This is a genomic window from Pseudomonas sp. LBUM1666 (assembly GCF_059695775.1).
Genome location: NZ_CP166789.1, coordinates 108356 through 126839, shown reverse-complemented (window position 1 = coordinate 126839; position 18484 = coordinate 108356). Strand labels below are relative to the sequence as shown.

The following is an 18484-nucleotide window of genomic DNA, read 5'->3' as shown; positions in this document are numbered from 1 at the left end:
GCAAGACCATGAGCACTCTGCAACCCGATACCCTGATCAAAAATCCTCAAGGCTGCCATGTGGTGTCTTCGGTGGAAGTACCGGCCGATGCCAAGAAGGTCTGGGCAGTGGTCGGTAACTTTGCCGGCTTCGATCAATTCATTCCGGCGCTGTCGCACATCGAGATGACCGGCGAAGGCGTGTCTTCCCTGCGCAAGAAATTCTTCAAGGACGGCAACCTGGTGGTCGAGCAACTCAACTCCCGGGATGACCAGGCGCTGAACATGACCTGGACCACGATTTACAACACCTTGGGCGTGGACAATTTGTGGGCGGCGATGAGTGTCGAACCGCTGGGGGCGGGCAAATCCCGAGCGACCTGGACCATCATCGCCGAACCCGCACAGGGTGGCGCCGAGGCACTGCCGGGGTTCAAGGATTTCGTGCAGGGCTTTGCCGATGATGCGATGAACAATGTGTTGAAGCTGTTTGCGTAAGGCATGAAAAAGCCCGCTGTGGATAACTCCACAGCGGGCTTTTTTACATCGTTTGATCAGATTTTGAAGCTGTCGACCAACTGCTTCAACCGGTTTGCCTGCAGGGACAACGCATCGCAATCCTTCAATGTTTCATTTAGGTTAGCCACGCTCTGCTGGTTCAGCAGGTTGATCTGGTTAACGTCGACATTGAGGGTTTCCACGACCGCCGTCTGCTCTTCGGTTGCCGCGGCCACCGACTGGTTCATACTGTCGATTTCGCCGATGCGCTGGGTCACGCTGACCAGTCGCAGACCGGCCTGGTTCGCTACTTCGACGCTCTGCTCGCTGGAGACCTGACTGGCGTTCATCGTGGTCACCGCTTCGCGAGAACCGATCTGCAGCGAGGTGATCATCTTGTGGATTTCCTCCGCCGATTCCTGAGTACGGTGAGCGAGGTTACGCACTTCGTCCGCCACCACCGCAAAACCACGACCGGCTTCACCGGCACGGGCCGCTTCGATGGCGGCGTTGAGCGCGAGCAAGTTGGTTTGCTGAGAGATGCCTTTGATCACATCCAGAATGTGCCCGATGTTGTCGGTGCTGGCGTTCAGGGTTTCGATCTGCGTGCAGGACAGGCTGATTTTCTGCGACAACTCGGTCATCGCCAGAATGGTTTTCTCCACCACCTGACGACCGTCATCGGCCTGCTCGCTCGCGCCGCTGGCGTGCTGGGAAGCATCGGCGGCGTTGCGGGCGATTTCCTGGGTAGCGGCGCCCAACTGGTTGATCGCCGCAGCCACACTGTTGGTGCGGGCACTTTGCTCGTCGGAGCCGACGATCGAAGCGTTGGACGAAGCCATCACCCGTTGCGACAGGTCGTGAACCTGGCGGGTTGCCGACGACACTTCGGAAATCGACGCGTGAATTCGCTCCACGAACTGGTTGAACGAACCGCCCAGTTCGCCGAATTCGTCTTTGCTTTCCACGGCCAGACGTCGAGTCAGATCGCCCTCACCTTGAGCAATGTCCTGCATCGCACGACCCATGGTGGTCAGCGGACGCATCAGCACGTTGATCAGCAGGCTCAGCAGCACGGCAATGGCCGTCACGGCGATGAACATCGCGATCAGCGCAGAAGTGCGGAACTGGCTGAGTGGTGCGTAGGCCTTGTTCTTGTCGATCGACAGACCGATGTACCACTCGGCATTCGGCAAACCACTGACCGGCGTGAACGAAAGAATACGGTCCTGCTTGTTCAGGGTGACTTCCTGATTGCCCTTCTCGATGCGCACACCGGCATTCGGGTAGATGTCCTTCAGGTTTTTCATCACCTGATCTTTGTCCGGGCTGACGATCACCTGACCGTCGGCGCTGACCAGGAATGCGTGGCCGATGCCACCGAAGTCCACCGAATTGATGATCTTCACCAGGGTTTCCAGGCTCAGGTCACCACCGACTACGCCGAGCAACTCGCCGTTCTTTTTCACCGGCAGGGCGATGGTCACCACCAGGCCACCGACGGCAGCCATGTAAGGCGGGGTCAGCATAGTCTTGTCGGCAGCCACGGCCTGTTTGTACCAGGGACGCTGACGCGGATCATAACCGTCAGGCATCTTCGCGTCCGGGCGCTGAGTGAACACGCCATTGGCCTGGCCCACGTAGGTGAACTGGAAGTTCGAGGTCAGGGCCGGTTGATTGACCAGCCCAGGGAGGTCGGCAGTGGCGCCTTGATGGGCGACGTTTTGCGCGAGGTTTTCCAGCACCAGCACGCGGCCGCTCATCCAGTTCTGCACGCTGCTGGCGGTCAGATCGCCGGCCTGCTGGACGCTTGATTCGAGGTTTTGACGGATGGTGTTTCGCTGCAGATAGTCGTTGTACAAAGTGAACAACGCAAAAGCCAGCACCACGACGCCGGAGGCGGCCAGAAGGATTTTATGGCTGAATTTGAGATTCATTTCATGGGACTTCTTATGCAAAAAGTGGGGATGCGTTCCGGGTTGCAACATTCCATGTAACAGCGCAGGCAGGGCTCTGGGGCCGCTCTACTTTGGTGCACGCATGTCTCCTCAGGCTTTCGGCACAAACCGGAGAAATCTTAGGCGTTTGTACGAAATGGTCGGCATTCCTGTCAGTTACCCGCCGAACGGCGTTCCAGAGCGGCTGATCAGTACTCTGAGTTTGCAGTACAGGCGTACTGACCAACCATTACAGCGCCACCCACCGTTATGACTACGTGGCGCTGCGCGGCTTCAACGATGGTTCGGTTCCGTCATCGGTGCTCTATGGTCGCAGCTCACCCGGCGGCCTGGTAGCCGCTAACCAGCAAGAGGCCGCTGTATGAGGCTATCACCAGGTCCAAGCCACGGTGGGCACTCAGGGTCAGCGCAGTATGGGTTTCGACTTCAGCGGCCCTGTGGACGACGACGAACTCATCGCCTATCGCCTGACAGGGCTGACGGATCAGTCCGACACACAGTTCGATCACAACAAAGAAAAACGCTTCGCCCTCGCGCCTACGGTGAGCATCGATTTTACCGAAGACACCTCGCTGACCCTCCAAGCGCATTTACAACACGACCCGGACGGTGGTTATCACGGTGGCGTGCCGGCCGACGGCACAATTCATCAGCGCAATGGGAATCGGATCTCCCCCCACTTCTTCGAGGGAGAACCGAGCATTGAGGGCTTCCCGCGCGATCAGCAGTCCCAGTAATGAGTTGAATCGTTATTACACCGGTGGCGATGAAAAACTTCATGCATTCATTGTCGATTACATGCTGCAAGCGGAGTTCTTCACCGGTGCAACCAAACACACTGTACTGATGGGCACGGACTACCAGCGTCGCAAAACCGTGGTCGACTGGACCAGCGGTGGTCTTGCACCGATTGATGCGTTCAACCCTGTGTATGGAAATTCGGATATCGAATTCTACAGTCCAACCAGTTACTTGCGTTGCTGAGAACAAACCGGCGTTTACCTGCTGGACCTGATCGAAATGGACCAGTGGCGCTTCTTGCTTGGTGTGCGCCAAGCCTGGGTCGAAACGTCCGATGAGAATCGGCTGGCTGAAACTGGCCGGCCTGAGGGCACTGAAATCAGTGACAAACACACCAAGCTGACTGGTCGCGCCGGGGCGTTGTATCTGTTCGATAACGGCATTGCGCCTTACATCAGCTACTCCGAGTCGTTCAACCCGAACTCCCCAAGGAGTCCTATGTGGCCTGATGTGCCAGTCTGAATTTCTGCTACCTGGGCGAAGAACGCAATGTCACCGCGACGGTAAGCTACCAGTTCTAATCCCTCGTCATTCCAACAAAGCCAGCGCCTGAATTCGGGGGCTGAGTTTGTCGTCTCTGTGGGAACATTCAACTGGTTTGGAGGATGGCGTTTCTGAGCGTTTAGCGAGCCCAAAACGACAAAACCCCTGTCTGCGTTAGCAGACAGGGGTTTCGGAATTCAATCTTGACGATGACCTACTCTCACATGGGGAAACCCCACACTACCATCGGCGATGCATCGTTTCACTGCTGAGTTCGGGATGGGATCAGGTGGTTCCAATGCTCTATGGTCGTCAAGAAATTCTGTGACCAGCCCGTTACAGCGTAACGTGCCAGAAAAATTGGTGACTTCTACTAAAACAAAACCCCTACCTGCATACGCAGATAGGGGTTTCGGAATTTAATCTTGACGATGACCTACTCTCACATGGGGAAACCCCACACTACCATCGGCGATGCATCGTTTCACTGCTGAGTTCGGGATGGGATCAGGTGGTTCCAATGCTCTATGGTCGTCAAGAAATTCGGGTACTGAGTCGTGGCCAGCTGGCCTCGCTTCAGCAAATTGGGTATGTGATAGCTTTCGGTGTTTTGTGAGTATCTCGAACTTTCGGTTCGTTTCGTCTTCACACACCGCAATCTGGCCTCTTTCGAGTTCACAAATTGCTTGGGTGTTATATGGTCAAGCCTCACGGGCAATTAGTATTGGTTAGCTCAACGCCTCACAGCGCTTACACACCCAACCTATCAACGTCGTAGTCTTCGACGGCCCTTCAGGGGACTCAAGGTCCCAGTGAGATCTCATCTTGAGGCTAGTTTCCCGCTTAGATGCTTTCAGCGGTTATCTATTCCGAACATAGCTACCCGGCAATGCCACTGGCGTGACAACCGGAACACCAGAGGTTCGTCCACTCCGGTCCTCTCGTACTAGGAGCAGCCCCTCTCAAATCTCAAACGTCCACGGCAGATAGGGACCGAACTGTCTCACGACGTTCTAAACCCAGCTCGCGTACCACTTTAAATGGCGAACAGCCATACCCTTGGGACCGGCTTCAGCCCCAGGATGTGATGAGCCGACATCGAGGTGCCAAACACCGCCGTCGATATGAACTCTTGGGCGGTATCAGCCTGTTATCCCCGGAGTACCTTTTATCCGTTGAGCGATGGCCCTTCCATACAGAACCACCGGATCACTAAGACCTACTTTCGTACCTGCTCGACGTGTCTGTCTCGCAGTCAAGCGCGCTTTTGCCTTTATACTCTACGACCGATTTCCGACCGGTCTGAGCGCACCTTCGTACTCCTCCGTTACTCTTTAGGAGGAGACCGCCCCAGTCAAACTACCCACCATACACTGTCCTCGATCCGGATAACGGACCTGAGTTAGAACCTCAAAGTTGCCAGGGTGGTATTTCAAGGTTGGCTCCACGCGAACTGGCGTCCACGCTTCAAAGCCTCCCACCTATCCTACACAAGCAAATTCAAAGTCCAGTGCAAAGCTATAGTAAAGGTTCACGGGGTCTTTCCGTCTAGCCGCGGATACACTGCATCTTCACAGCGATTTCAATTTCACTGAGTCTCGGGTGGAGACAGCGCCGCCATCGTTACGCCATTCGTGCAGGTCGGAACTTACCCGACAAGGAATTTCGCTACCTTAGGACCGTTATAGTTACGGCCGCCGTTTACCGGGGCTTCGATCAAGAGCTTCGCGTTAGCTAACCCCATCAATTAACCTTCCGGCACCGGGCAGGCGTCACACCCTATACGTCCACTTTCGTGTTTGCAGAGTGCTGTGTTTTTAATAAACAGTCGCAGCGGCCTGGTATCTTCGACCGGCATGGGCTTACGCAGTAAATGCTTCACCCTCACCGGCGCACCTTCTCCCGAAGTTACGGTGCCATTTTGCCTAGTTCCTTCACCCGAGTTCTCTCAAGCGCCTTGGTATTCTCTACCCAACCACCTGTGTCGGTTTGGGGTACGGTTCCTGGTTACCTGAAGCTTAGAAGCTTTTCTTGGAAGCATGGCATCAACCACTTCGTCACCCAAAGGGTAACTCGTCATCAGCTCTCGGCCTTAGAATCCCGGATTTACCTAAGATTCCAGCCTACCACCTTAAACTTGGACAACCAACGCCAAGCTGGCCTAGCCTTCTCCGTCCCTCCATCGCAATAACCAGAAGTACAGGAATATTAACCTGTTTTCCATCGACTACGCTTTTCAGCCTCGCCTTAGGGACCGACTAACCCTGCGTCGATTAACGTTGCGCAGGAAACCTTGGTCTTTCGGCGTGGGTGTTTTTCACACCCATTGTCGTTACTCATGTCAGCATTCGCACTTCTGATACCTCCAGCAAGCTTCTCAACTCACCTTCACAGGCTTACAGAACGCTCCTCTACCGCATCACCTAAGTGATACCCGTAGCTTCGGTGTATGGTTTGAGCCCCGTTACATCTTCCGCGCAGGCCGACTCGACTAGTGAGCTATTACGCTTTCTTTAAAGGGTGGCTGCTTCTAAGCCAACCTCCTAGCTGTCTAAGCCTTCCCACATCGTTTCCCACTTAACCATAACTTTGGGACCTTAGCTGACGGTCTGGGTTGTTTCCCTTTTCACGACGGACGTTAGCACCCGCCGTGTGTCTCCCATGCTCGGCACTTGTAGGTATTCGGAGTTTGCATCGGTTTGGTAAGTCGGGATGACCCCCTAGCCGAAACAGTGCTCTACCCCCTACAGTGATACATGAGGCGCTACCTAAATAGCTTTCGAGGAGAACCAGCTATCTCCGAGCTTGATTAGCCTTTCACTCCGATCCACAGGTCATCCGCTAACTTTTCAACGGTAGTCGGTTCGGTCCTCCAGTTAGTGTTACCCAACCTTCAACCTGCCCATGGATAGATCGCCCGGTTTCGGGTCTATTCCCAGCGACTAGACGCCCTATTAAGACTCGCTTTCGCTACGCCTCCCCTATTCGGTTAAGCTCGCCACTGAAAATAAGTCGCTGACCCATTATACAAAAGGTACGCAGTCACCCAACAAAGTGGGCTCCCACTGCTTGTACGCATACGGTTTCAGGATCTATTTCACTCCCCTCTCCGGGGTTCTTTTCGCCTTTCCCTCACGGTACTAGTTCACTATCGGTCAGTCAGTAGTATTTAGCCTTGGAGGATGGTCCCCCCATATTCAGACAAAGTTTCTCGTGCTCCGTCCTACTCGATTTCATGACTAAGAGATTTTCGCGTACAGGGCTATCACCCACTATGGCCGCACTTTCCAGAGCGTTCCGCTAATCTCAAAGCCACTTAAGGGCTAGTCCCCGTTCGCTCGCCACTACTAAGGGAATCTCGGTTGATTTCTTTTCCTCAGGGTACTTAGATGTTTCAGTTCCCCTGGTTCGCCTCTTAAGCCTATGTATTCAGCTTAAGATAACCATCTTATGATGGCTGGGTTCCCCCATTCAGACATCTCCGGATCAAAGTCTGTTTGCCGACTCCCCGAAGCTTTTCGCAGGCTACCACGTCTTTCATCGCCTCTGACTGCCAAGGCATCCACCGTATGCGCTTCTTCACTTGACCATATAACCCCAAGCAATCTGGTTATACTGTGAAGACGACATTCGCCGAAAATTCGCAATTTAACTCACAAATTTTACCTTAGCCTGATCCCACACCAGTGAAAGTGTGGTCCAGTCTATCTTTCTATCACATACCCAAATTTTTAAAGAACGATCTAATCCAAAGACTAGAAATCAACATTCACCATCGTGCGATGGAATGCTCATTTCTAAGCTTTCAACAACAGAAGCAGTAGTGGTGGAGCCAAACGGGATCGAACCGTTGACCTCCTGCGTGCAAGGCAGGCGCTCTCCCAGCTGAGCTATGGCCCCGTATTTCTACAGGTTCCCACACAAAATTGGTGGGTCTGGGCAGATTCGAACTGCCGACCTCACCCTTATCAGGGGTGCGCTCTAACCAACTGAGCTACAGACCCAATTTCGGGCTGCTTCTTATCGTCTTCTTCAATGAATCAAGCAATTCGTGTGGGAGCTTATGGAGCAGCTGATGTCGTCGATTAAGGAGGTGATCCAGCCGCAGGTTCCCCTACGGCTACCTTGTTACGACTTCACCCCAGTCATGAATCACACCGTGGTAACCGTCCTCCCGAAGGTTAGACTAGCTACTTCTGGTGCAACCCACTCCCATGGTGTGACGGGCGGTGTGTACAAGGCCCGGGAACGTATTCACCGCGACATTCTGATTCGCGATTACTAGCGATTCCGACTTCACGCAGTCGAGTTGCAGACTGCGATCCGGACTACGATCGGTTTTCTGGGATTAGCTCCACCTCGCGGCTTGGCAACCCTCTGTACCGACCATTGTAGCACGTGTGTAGCCCAGGCCGTAAGGGCCATGATGACTTGACGTCATCCCCACCTTCCTCCGGTTTGTCACCGGCAGTCTCCTTAGAGTGCCCACCATTACGTGCTGGTAACTAAGGACAAGGGTTGCGCTCGTTACGGGACTTAACCCAACATCTCACGACACGAGCTGACGACAGCCATGCAGCACCTGTCTCAATGTTCCCGAAGGCACCAATCCATCTCTGGAAAGTTCATTGGATGTCAAGGCCTGGTAAGGTTCTTCGCGTTGCTTCGAATTAAACCACATGCTCCACCGCTTGTGCGGGCCCCCGTCAATTCATTTGAGTTTTAACCTTGCGGCCGTACTCCCCAGGCGGTCAACTTAATGCGTTAGCTGCGCCACTAAGAGCTCAAGGCTCCCAACGGCTAGTTGACATCGTTTACGGCGTGGACTACCAGGGTATCTAATCCTGTTTGCTCCCCACGCTTTCGCACCTCAGTGTCAGTATCAGTCCAGGTGGTCGCCTTCGCCACTGGTGTTCCTTCCTATATCTACGCATTTCACCGCTACACAGGAAATTCCACCACCCTCTACCATACTCTAGCTTGTCAGTTTTGAATGCAGTTCCCAGGTTGAGCCCGGGGATTTCACATCCAACTTAACAAACCACCTACGCGCGCTTTACGCCCAGTAATTCCGATTAACGCTTGCACCCTCTGTATTACCGCGGCTGCTGGCACAGAGTTAGCCGGTGCTTATTCTGTCGGTAACGTCAAAACACTTACGTATTAGGTAAATGCCCTTCCTCCCAACTTAAAGTGCTTTACAATCCGAAGACCTTCTTCACACACGCGGCATGGCTGGATCAGGCTTTCGCCCATTGTCCAATATTCCCCACTGCTGCCTCCCGTAGGAGTCTGGACCGTGTCTCAGTTCCAGTGTGACTGATCATCCTCTCAGACCAGTTACGGATCGTCGCCTTGGTGAGCCATTACCTCACCAACTAGCTAATCCGACCTAGGCTCATCTGATAGCGCAAGGCCCGAAGGTCCCCTGCTTTCTCCCGTAGGACGTATGCGGTATTAGCGTCCGTTTCCGAGCGTTATCCCCCACTACCAGGCAGATTCCTAGGCATTACTCACCCGTCCGCCGCTCGCCACCAGGTACAAGTACCCGTGCTGCCGCTCGACTTGCATGTGTTAGGCCTGCCGCCAGCGTTCAATCTGAGCCATGATCAAACTCTTCAGTTCAAACATCTTTGGGTTTTTAAGAAACCCTAAACTTGGCTCAGCAATCGTTGGTTACATCTTTGATTTCTCGCGGAGTAACTTGTGATGCTGATAATCTTGTTGACTATCAGTCTGACTCCACAAGCACCCACACGAATTGCTTGATTCAGTTGTTAAAGAGCGGTTGGTTAAGATCTTTCGTCTCAACCGAGGCGCGCATTCTACAGCAGCCTCTGTTGCTGTCAAGCGGTTATTTTTCGAAGTTTTCAAAGTTTCCTTTGCAACTTCAACCACTTGCGCTTCCGATCTCTCGTTAGCGGGAGGCGAATTCTACAGCGTTACTCGCTGCTGTCAACACCTCTTTTACACCGCTTTCGACCGAGAAGATCGAATCGTTAAAAGAGCCAAACAACCTCGCTCTTTCAACTCCTTCTGGGCTTCGATGATCTGAAGCAACTCGCTGTCGAAAACTGCGTAACTCATTGTTTGCCAAGGAGTTTTCCGTTTCGACTGCGCCGGAAGTGGGGCGAATTATAGACTTCCAGAATCTGCCGTCAACCCTTAATTACGCTTTTCTATCAAACACTTGCAGAACGCCGGAAAACAGCCGGTTTCCTCTCTATATAGGAGAGTAAAACCACTCCCCCTATATAGAAGAAATCCTCAGAGCACCCCGGCCTCTTTGAATGCCGCCACAGCACCAGCATCCAGACCCAACACCCGCTGCAGAACCTCCAGCGTATGCTCCCCTAATAGAGGAGGCGCATTGCGATACTCCACAGGCGTTTCGGACAGACGAATCGGACTCGCCACTTGGGGCACCATCCCGGCGAGCACATGGGGCAGCTCGATCGCCAACCCGCGCGCCTTAACCTGAGGATCCGCAAACATCTGAGCCAGATCATTGATCGGCCCGCACGGCACACCTGCTTGCTCCAGCTGCAGTACCCACTCAGCGGTCGTCTTGAACACAGTCGCCTGGCGAATAAGCGGAATCAACACCGCACGATTCTCCACCCGCAACTTGTTGGTCGTAAAGCGTGGATCATCTGCCCACTGCGGCTGACCAGCCACTTCAGCAAACTTGCGAAACTGCCCGTCATTACCCACGGTGAGGATGAAGTCTCCATCCGCCGTAGGAAAGTCCTGATAAGGCACGATATTCGGATGAGCATTCCCCAGGCGCTTCGGAGCATTGCCCGTAGTCAGGTAATTCATTGCCTGGTTCGCCAGACAAGCTACCTGAACATCCAACAGCGCCATATCAATATGCTGGCCGCCACCGTCATGATCCCGATGCGCAAGCGCTGCAAGGATCGCCACGGTCGAATAGAGACCGGTCAAAATGTCCGTCAGCGCCACACCGACTTTCACCGGCCCGGCCCCCTCATCCCCTTCGGGTCGCCCCGTCAGACTCATCAGACCGCCCAGCCCCTGGATCATGAAGTCATAGCCCGCGCGCTTGGCGTAAGGGCCTGTCTGGCCAAACCCGGTAATCGAGCAATAGATCAGATTCGGATTGATCGCCTTTAGAGACTCGTAGTCCAAACCATAGGCCGCCAGCCCTCCGACCTTGAAATTCTCGATCAGGATGTCCGACTTCGCCGCCAGATCACGCACCAGCTTCTGCCCTTCAGGTCGGGTGAAGTCGATGGTGACCGATTGCTTGTTGCGATTGGCCGACAAGTAATAAGCGGCCTCGCTGGTGTTCTCGCCATAGGCGTCTTTAAGGAAGGGAGGCCCCCAGGCGCGCGTGTCATCGCCATTACCCGGACGCTCGACCTTGATCACTTCGGCGCCAAGGTCAGCAAGGATCTGTCCGGCCCACGGCCCGGCCAGAACCCGCGATAAATCCAGTACCCGTAGATGCGAAAGCGCGCCCATGGCCGTTCTCCTATTAATAGAACGCCTGGATGCCAGTCTGCGCACGACCGAGGATCAGTGCGTGGACGTCATGCGTACCTTCATAGGTATTCACCACTTCCAGGTTGACCAAATGGCGAGCGACACCGAACTCATCGGAAATACCGTTACCACCCAGCATGTCGCGCGCCATGCGGGCAATATCCAGGGACTTGCCGCAGGAGTTGCGCTTCATCATCGAAGTGATCTCGACCGCTGCAGTACCTTCATCCTTCATACGACCCAGACGCAGGCAACCTTGCAGCGCCAGGGTGATTTCAGTCTGCATGTCGGCCAGCTTCTTCTGGATCAGCTGAGTAGCAGCCAGCGGGCGTCCGAACTGCTGACGATCCAGGGTGTACTGGCGAGCGGTGTGCCAGCAAAACTCGGCCGCGCCCAGCGCCCCCCAGGAAATGCCGTAACGTGCCGAGTTGAGGCACGTAAAAGGGCCTTTCAAGCCACGGACATCCGGGAAGATGTTCTCTTCAGGGACAAACACGTTGTCCATGACGATCTCGCCGGTGATGGATGCACGCAGGCCAACCTTGCCGTGAATCGCAGGAGCACTCAGGCCCTTCCAGCCTTTCTCCAGAACGAAACCGCGGATGTCACCGGCGTCGTCCTTGCCCCAGACCACGAACACATCAGCGATCGGGCTGTTGGTGATCCACATCTTGTTGCCGGTCAGGCTGTAGCCGCCTTCCACTTTGCGCGCACGAGTAATCATCGCGCCCGGGTCGGAACCGTGGTTAGGTTCAGTCAGACCGAAGCAACCAATCCATTCGCCTGAAGCCAGTTTCGGCAGGTACTTCTGCTTCTGGGCTTCGGTACCGAATTCATTGATCGGCACCATGACCAGCGAGGACTGCACGCTCATCATCGAGCGGTAGCCGGAGTCGACGCGCTCGACTTCACGGGCTATCAGGCCGTAGCTGACGTAGTTCAGGCCGCTTCCACCATACTGCTCAGGGATAGTCGCGCCCAACAGACCTATTTCGCCCATCTCGCGGAAGATTGCCGGGTCGGTCTTTTCATGGCGGAAAGCTTCGAGAACACGCGGCGCGAGCTTCTGCTGAGCGAATTGCTCAGCGGTGTCGCGGATCATGCGTTCTTCTTCGGTGAGCTGTTGATCCAGCAGCAGGGGATCGATCCAGTTGAAGCTAGCTTTACCGCCCATGAGTGTGTCCTCTCGAATCGGGTCAAATAACGTGGGCTGATCCTAGGCCGGGTTCGGCGTTACGGCAAACGAGGATTTTGCATACTGTTGTGCTAATTTCTCACTCCGAAACATCGCAAAGTAGCTTTTATGCAATGTATTAGTGAGGTTGACGTACATGCGCAGGAAAATCCCCAGCACAACGGCCCTGATCAGCTTTGAAGCCGCGGCTCGCCACGAAAGTTTTACCAAGGCGGCTCAGGAGCTTTCGCTCACTCAAGGCGCCATTTGCCGACAGATCGCCAGCCTTGAGGAGTTCCTCAGCGTAGAACTGTTCCGTCGCTCGCGACGCGGGGTCAAGCTGACGGAGGCCGGTCTTTCCTACAGCCGCCGGGTGGCCACCCAACTCGATGCCGTTGAACGGGACACCTTGTCAGTGATGGGTCAGCAAGGTGCCAACGTAATTGAGCTGGCGGTGGTTCCAACCTTCGGCACTCAATGGCTGTTGCCACGACTCAAGGATTTCCAGCAAAAACACCCGGAAGTGACGGTCAACCTCACCAACCGAACTCGCCCCTTCCTGTTTGCCGACACCGACTTCGATGCCGCGATCTATTTTGGAGACGCGGACTGGTCGGGTACCGAATCCCACAGGCTGATGGGCGAAAATCCGATGCCGGTGTGCAGCCCCAATCTCCTGGGGAAAAAGACAAACCTGTCTCCCGCTGAAATCGCCGAATTGCCCCTGTTGCAGCAGACCACTCGCCCTTATGCCTGGCGTCAGTGGTTCAACTCTCAAAACCTAAATATCCCTCGAGACATGACAGGGCCGCGCTACGAGCTATTCTCCATGCTTGCCCAAGCGGCCATGCACGATATGGGAATAGCGTTGATTCCACCGTTCCTGATTCAACGTGAACTGGCCGAGAAGCGCCTGGTCATTGCCAACGCCCAGGCGTTATCAAGCATCAAGGCGTATTACTTGATGATTCCCGAGCGGAAGGTCGAATCGGCCTCTTTAAGGGCATTTCGCGATTGGCTGGTCAATCAGGCACAGAGCTACAGCCTAGAAGGATAAAGGCCCGGCCGTATTAGCTGACCCCGTAGTCAGCAAAATAAAAGCACTACAGATATAAGTATTTGTCGCATATTCGAAGACTGTACCGACAAGCAGTACAAACGTCCCACAAGAGCCTAAAAACGTGGCCTTGAGCCTCTATTGCGGAGCAATAACGACTCATTCACCTGACCGATGTGAAAATTCTTCAATTTTTACAAGAATCCTTACAAGTCACGGCCTGCAAGGGATTGAGCCGGTCAGTTGCGACATTCGGTCACGGGGTGACTTGTAGTTAATTTTCCGTCACCCGTCATAAACCCTTGAAGGGCATTAAGTTCGCCTGCAAAATGCCGCGCCCCGCCCTGATTTGGCGGGATCGTGCTGATCGGCCGCCCCAGCCGCACCATCCGAAGTGCCTGGGTTTACTCAATAAGATCACGCAGGAGATTTGACGTGCACATTGGTGTTCCTCTCGAAACCCAGACCGGTGAAACGCGGGTTGCTGCAACCCCGGAAACCATCAAGAAGCTGATCGGCCAGGGTCATAAGGTCACTGTGCAAAGCGGCGCCGGCATTAACGCCAGCGTTGTCGACAGTGCCTATGAAGCGGCAGGCGCAATTATTGGCAGCGCCAACGATGCGTTTGGTGCCGAGCTGATTCTCAAAGTGGTCGCCCCCAGCGACAGCGAGCTGACGCTAATTAAAAGCGGCACCGTTGTGGTGGGCATGCTCAACCCGTTCAGCAATGAAACCATTGCCAAGCTGGCTGAGTGCGGCATTACCGCTTTCGCACTGGAGGCCGCACCACGCACCTCCCGCGCTCAGAGCCTGGATGTGCTGTCCTCCCAAGCCAACATCGCCGGTTATAAAGCCGTGTTGCTGGCCGCGCACCACTATCCACGCTTCATGCCGATGCTGATGACCGCTGCGGGTACCGTGAAAGCGGCGCGCGTGCTGATTCTTGGCGCTGGCGTGGCTGGTTTGCAGGCGATCGCTACCGCGAAACGCCTGGGTGCCGTGATCGAAGCGTCTGACGTGCGTCCTGCAGTAAAAGAGCAGATCGAATCCCTCGGCGCCAAGTTCGTCGACGTACCTTACGAGACCGATGAAGAGCGCGAATGCGCCGTTGGTGTCGGCGGTTACGCGCGACCAATGCCCGCCAGCTGGATGCAACGTCAGGCCCTGGCCGTGCACGAACGCGCCAAACAGGCTGACATTGTCATCACCACTGCACTGATCCCGGGCCGAAAGGCACCGACGCTGTTGAGCGCGGAAACCGTGGCACAGATGAAGCCGGGCTCGGTGGTCATCGACCTCGCGGCAGCCCAGGGTGGTAACTGCCCGCTGACCGTGGCTGACCAGGTGGTCGTCGAGAATGGCGTGATCATTTGCGGCCCGACCAATCTGGCCGGTGCGGTCGCGGCTGATGCTTCGGCACTGTATGCGCGCAACCTGCTGGACTTCCTGAAGCTGGTCTTCAACAAAGAAGGCCAGTTCGAGATCAACCTCGAAGACGACATCGTCGCCGCGTGCCTGATGTGCCGCGACGGCCAAGTCATCCGCAAAAACGCCTAAGCAGGGATTCAGACGATGGAAGAGCTTATCTCCCCCGGTATCTACAACCTGATCATCTTCGTGCTGGCGATTTATGTCGGTTATCACGTGGTCTGGAACGTTACACCTGCGCTGCATACGCCTTTGATGGCTGTGACCAACGCCATTTCGGCGATTGTGATCGTCGGCGCCATGCTGGCCGCGGCGTTGACCGTCACACCTCTAGGCAAAACCATGGGCACCCTGGCGGTAGCTCTGGCAGCGGTAAACGTATTTGGTGGCTTCCTGGTTACCCGCAGGATGCTTGAGATGTTCAAGAAAAAAGCCCCAAAAGCAGTAAAAGAAGAGGCGCCTAAGTAATGAGCATGAATCTCGTCACGACGCTCTACTTGATCGCGTCGATCTGTTTCATCCAGGCTCTTAAGGGCCTGTCGCACCCGACCACGTCGCGGCGCGGCAATGTGTACGGCATGCTCGGCATGGCGCTGGCGATCCTCACCACCGTGGGCCTCGTCTATAAGCTGGGCGCCGAGTTGGCCACTGCCGGCATCGGTTACGTCATCGTAGGTCTGTTGGTCGGCGGTACCGCCGGGTCGATCATGGCCAAGCGCGTTGAAATGACCAAAATGCCGGAACTGGTCGCCTTCATGCACAGCATGATCGGTATGGCCGCGGTGTTCATTGCGATCGCTGCTGTCGTTGAACCGCAATCGCTGGGTATCGTCAAGCAACTGGGTGATGCGATTCCTGCCGGTAACCGCCTGGAGCTATTCCTCGGCGCGGCCATCGGTGCAATCACCTTCTCCGGTTCTGTGATCGCGTTCGGCAAGCTGTCGGGCAAGTACAAGTTCCGCCTGTTCCAGGGCGCACCCGTGCAGTTCGGCGGCCAGCACAAGCTGAACCTGCTGCTGGGCCTGGCGACTCTGGGCCTCGGCGTGACCTTCATGCTGACCGGTAACCTGAACGCCTTTGCGCTGATGCTGGCCCTGGCCTTCGTGCTGGGCGTGCTGATCATCATCCCGATTGGCGGCGCGGACATGCCGGTGGTTGTGTCGATGCTCAACAGCTACTCCGGCTGGGCAGCGGCAGGTATCGGCTTCTCGCTGAACAACTCGATGCTGATCATCGCAGGTTCGCTGGTGGGTTCGTCCGGTGCGATCCTCTCGTACATCATGTGCAAAGCGATGAACCGTTCGTTCTTCAACGTACTGCTCGGTGGTTTCGGCAACACGGTAGATGCAACTGGCCCGGCAGGCTCGAAAGAGGCCCGTCCGGTGAAATCCGGTTCGGCTGACGATGCGACCTTCCTGCTGACCAACGCCGACACCGTGATCATCGTTCCGGGTTATGGCCTGGCGGTGGCACGCGCCCAACACTCACTGATGGAGCTGGCGGAGAAGCTGACTCACCGGGGAGTCACCGTGAAGTTTGCGATCCACCCGGTTGCCGGTCGGATGCCAGGGCACATGAACGTCCTGCTGGCCGAAGCCGAAGTGCCTTACGAGCAAGTGTTCGAGATGGATGACATCAACTCCGAGTTCGGCCAGGCCGACGTGGTGCTGGTGCTCGGCGCCAACGACGTGGTCAACCCGGCGGCGAAGAACGATCCGAAATCGCCGATTGCCGGCATGCCGATCCTCGAGGCTTATAAAGCCAAGACCGTGATCGTCAACAAGCGCTCGATGGCCAGCGGCTATGCCGGTCTGGACAACGAACTGTTCTACCTGGACAAAACCATGATGGTCTTCGGCGACGCCAAGAAAGTTATCGAAGACATGGTCAAAGCCATCGAGTAAAACCTGCGGAAGCAGCAATACCCAAAACCTCAGCCTTTAGTAGGCTGGGGTTTTTTATTGCCCGCTAAAAACCGACCAAAGGCTCTAAATCGGGGCTCTGCATTCGACCATGGTAGCGGGAGGATTTTTTTTAAAATCACTAAACTGCACACCTTGCTTTCGTTGCCCGAGATAACAATCCATGTACCGTGATCGTATTCGCTTGCCTTCGTTGTTGGATAAGGTGATGAGCGCCGCTGATGCTGCCGCTCTGATTCAGGACGGCATGACCGTCGGCATGAGTGGTTTCACCCGCGCCGGCGAAGCCAAAGCCGTGCCCCACGCATTGGCTGAACGCGCCAAAATCACTCCGCTGAAAATCACCCTGATGACCGGCGCCAGCCTAGGCAACGACCTCGACAAACAGCTCACCGAAGCCGGCGTATTGTCACGACGCATGCCCTTCCAGGTCGACAGCACGCTGCGCAAGGCCATTAACGCCGGCGAAGTGATGTTCATTGACCAGCATCTCTCGGAAACCGTTGAGCAATTGCGCAACCAGCAGCTCAAACTGCCAGACATCGCGGTGATTGAGGCTGTGGCGATCACCGAGCAGGGCCATATCGTGCCGACCACTTCGGTGGGTAACTCGGCCAGCTTCGCGATTTTCGCCAAACAGGTGATCGTCGAGATCAACCTGGCGCACAACCCGAATCTCGAAGGTCTGCACGACATCTATATCCCGACCTATCGGCCGACCCGCACACCGATTCCCCTGGTAAAGGTCGACGATCGCATTGGCAGCACTGCCATCCCGATTCCGCCGGAGAAGATCGTCGCTATCGTGATCACCAATCAGTCTGACTCGCCGTCCACTGTGCTGCCGCCGGACGTTGATACTCAGGCCATTGCCGACCATCTGATCGACTTCTTCAAGCAGGAAGTGGCTGCCGGGCGCATGACCAACAAGCTCGGCCCGCTGCAGGCCGGGATTGGCAACATCGCCAACTCGGTGATGTGCGGGCTGATCGACTCGCCGTTCGAAGACCTGACGATGTACTCCGAAGTGCTTCAGGACTCGACTTTCGACCTGATCGACGCCGGCAAGCTGAGCTTTGCTTCGGGCAGTTCGATCACCTTGTCGAGCCGTCGCAATACCGATGTTTTCGGCAACCTTGAGCGCTACAAGGACAAACTGGTCCTGCGCCCGCAAGAAATTTCCAACCACCCGGAAGTCGTGCGTCGGCTCGGCATCATCGGCATCAACACGGCGCTTGAGTTCGACTTGTACGGCAACGTCAACTCCACCCACATCTGCGGCACGCGGATGATGAACGGCATCGGCGGTTCGGGCGACTTTGCGCGCAATGCGCATTTGGCGATTTTCGTGACCAAGTCGATCGCCAAGGGCGGCGCAATTTCCAGTGTGGTGCCGATGGTCAGCCACGTTGATCACACTGAGCATGACGTCGACATCCTTGTCACCGAGATCGGTCTGGCGGACTTGCGTGGCCTGGCGCCGCGAGAGCGCGCTCGGGTCATCATCGACAACTGCGTGCACCCAGACTATCGCCAAGCCCTGGATGACTACTTCACAGCCGCTTGTGCACTCGGCGGGCACACGCCGCATATCCTGCGTGATGCCCTGAGCTGGCACATAAACCTGGAAGAAACCGGGCGGATGCTCGTGGTGTAGTTGATACAGATAGCAGCTG

9 protein-coding genes, 2 tRNA genes, 4 rRNA genes and 1 pseudogene are annotated in these 18484 nt (G+C 55.6%); 7 read left to right on the top strand and 9 right to left on the bottom strand.

What is annotated here, in order from left to right; all coding sequences use genetic code 11:
• The first annotated feature begins 8 nt into the window (after nt 1-8).
• Complete coding sequence (locus ACA056_RS00620; protein WP_497269725.1) at nt 9-476, top strand: SRPBCC family protein; 468 nt, start codon at nt 9-11, stop codon at nt 474-476.
• A 56-nt stretch (nt 477-532) separates the two neighbouring features.
• On the opposite strand, the gene ACA056_RS00615 is transcribed toward ACA056_RS00620, so the two are convergent.
• On the bottom strand, nt 533-2413 hold the full coding sequence (locus tag ACA056_RS00615; protein ID WP_497269723.1) for a methyl-accepting chemotaxis protein: 1881 nt from the start codon (nt 2411-2413) through the stop codon (nt 533-535).
• Between the two features lie 233 nt (nt 2414-2646).
• Here ACA056_RS00615 and ACA056_RS00610 point away from each other — a divergent pair.
• A pseudogene (locus ACA056_RS00610) lies at nt 2647-3661 on the top strand (TonB-dependent receptor domain-containing protein); the annotation flags it as partial.
• 258 nt (nt 3662-3919) lie between these two features.
• Here the strand turns inward: ACA056_RS00610 and rrf (ACA056_RS00605) are convergent.
• The 8 genes from rrf (ACA056_RS00605) to ACA056_RS00570 form a co-directional block, all read right to left on the bottom strand.
• Nucleotides 3920-4035, bottom strand: a 5S ribosomal RNA gene (gene rrf, locus ACA056_RS00605).
• A 106-nt stretch (nt 4036-4141) separates the two neighbouring features.
• Nucleotides 4142-4257: ribosomal RNA gene (gene rrf, locus ACA056_RS00600) — 5S ribosomal RNA — on the bottom strand.
• Nucleotides 4258-4415: 158 nt separating this feature from the next.
• Nucleotides 4416-7307: ribosomal RNA gene (locus tag ACA056_RS00595) — 23S ribosomal RNA — on the bottom strand.
• Nucleotides 7308-7542: 235 nt separating this feature from the next.
• A tRNA-Ala gene (locus ACA056_RS00590) sits at nt 7543-7618 on the bottom strand.
• Between the two features lie 27 nt (nt 7619-7645).
• A tRNA-Ile gene (locus tag ACA056_RS00585) sits at nt 7646-7722 on the bottom strand.
• An 82-nt stretch (nt 7723-7804) separates the two neighbouring features.
• Nucleotides 7805-9343: ribosomal RNA gene (locus ACA056_RS00580) — 16S ribosomal RNA — on the bottom strand.
• The 16S, 23S and 5S rRNA genes sit together here with 2 tRNA genes alongside, the layout of an rRNA operon.
• Nucleotides 9344-9985: 642 nt before the next feature.
• Complete coding sequence (locus tag ACA056_RS00575; RefSeq protein WP_497269721.1) at nt 9986-11206, bottom strand: CaiB/BaiF CoA transferase family protein; 1221 nt, start codon at nt 11204-11206, stop codon at nt 9986-9988.
• A 13-nt stretch (nt 11207-11219) separates the two neighbouring features.
• Entirely contained in the window at nt 11220-12401 is a 1182-nt protein-coding gene (locus ACA056_RS00570; RefSeq protein ID WP_123369330.1) for an acyl-CoA dehydrogenase, read from the bottom strand.
• A 157-nt stretch (nt 12402-12558) separates the two neighbouring features.
• Here ACA056_RS00570 and ACA056_RS00565 point away from each other — a divergent pair, with 157 nt between their 5' ends.
• The 5 genes from ACA056_RS00565 to scpC all read left to right on the top strand — a co-directional run bounded on the left by ACA056_RS00565 (nt 12559) and on the right by scpC (nt 18465).
• Complete coding sequence (locus ACA056_RS00565; RefSeq protein WP_497269719.1) at nt 12559-13458, top strand: LysR family transcriptional regulator; 900 nt, start codon at nt 12559-12561, stop codon at nt 13456-13458.
• A gap of 435 nt (nt 13459-13893) precedes the next feature.
• Nucleotides 13894-15015 (top strand): Re/Si-specific NAD(P)(+) transhydrogenase subunit alpha, encoded by a 1122-nt coding sequence (locus ACA056_RS00560; protein ID WP_008154472.1) that lies wholly within the window; start codon nt 13894-13896, stop codon nt 15013-15015.
• A 15-nt stretch (nt 15016-15030) separates the two neighbouring features.
• Nucleotides 15031-15354 carry an NAD(P) transhydrogenase subunit alpha part 2 gene (locus tag ACA056_RS00555; RefSeq protein WP_003187010.1) on the top strand — a complete coding sequence of 108 codons (324 nt, stop codon included), beginning with the start codon at nt 15031-15033 and terminating at the stop codon, nt 15352-15354.
• Complete coding sequence (locus ACA056_RS00550; protein WP_497269716.1) at nt 15354-16790, top strand: NAD(P)(+) transhydrogenase (Re/Si-specific) subunit beta; 1437 nt, start codon at nt 15354-15356, stop codon at nt 16788-16790. The genes ACA056_RS00555 and ACA056_RS00550 overlap by 1 nt, the downstream gene beginning before the upstream one ends.
• Nucleotides 16791-16971: 181 nt before the next feature.
• Nucleotides 16972-18465 carry a succinyl-CoA:acetate CoA-transferase ScpC gene (gene scpC, locus ACA056_RS00545; RefSeq protein ID WP_497269714.1) on the top strand — a complete coding sequence of 498 codons (1494 nt, stop codon included), beginning with the start codon at nt 16972-16974 and terminating at the stop codon, nt 18463-18465.
• Nucleotides 18466-18484 lie beyond the last annotated feature (19 nt).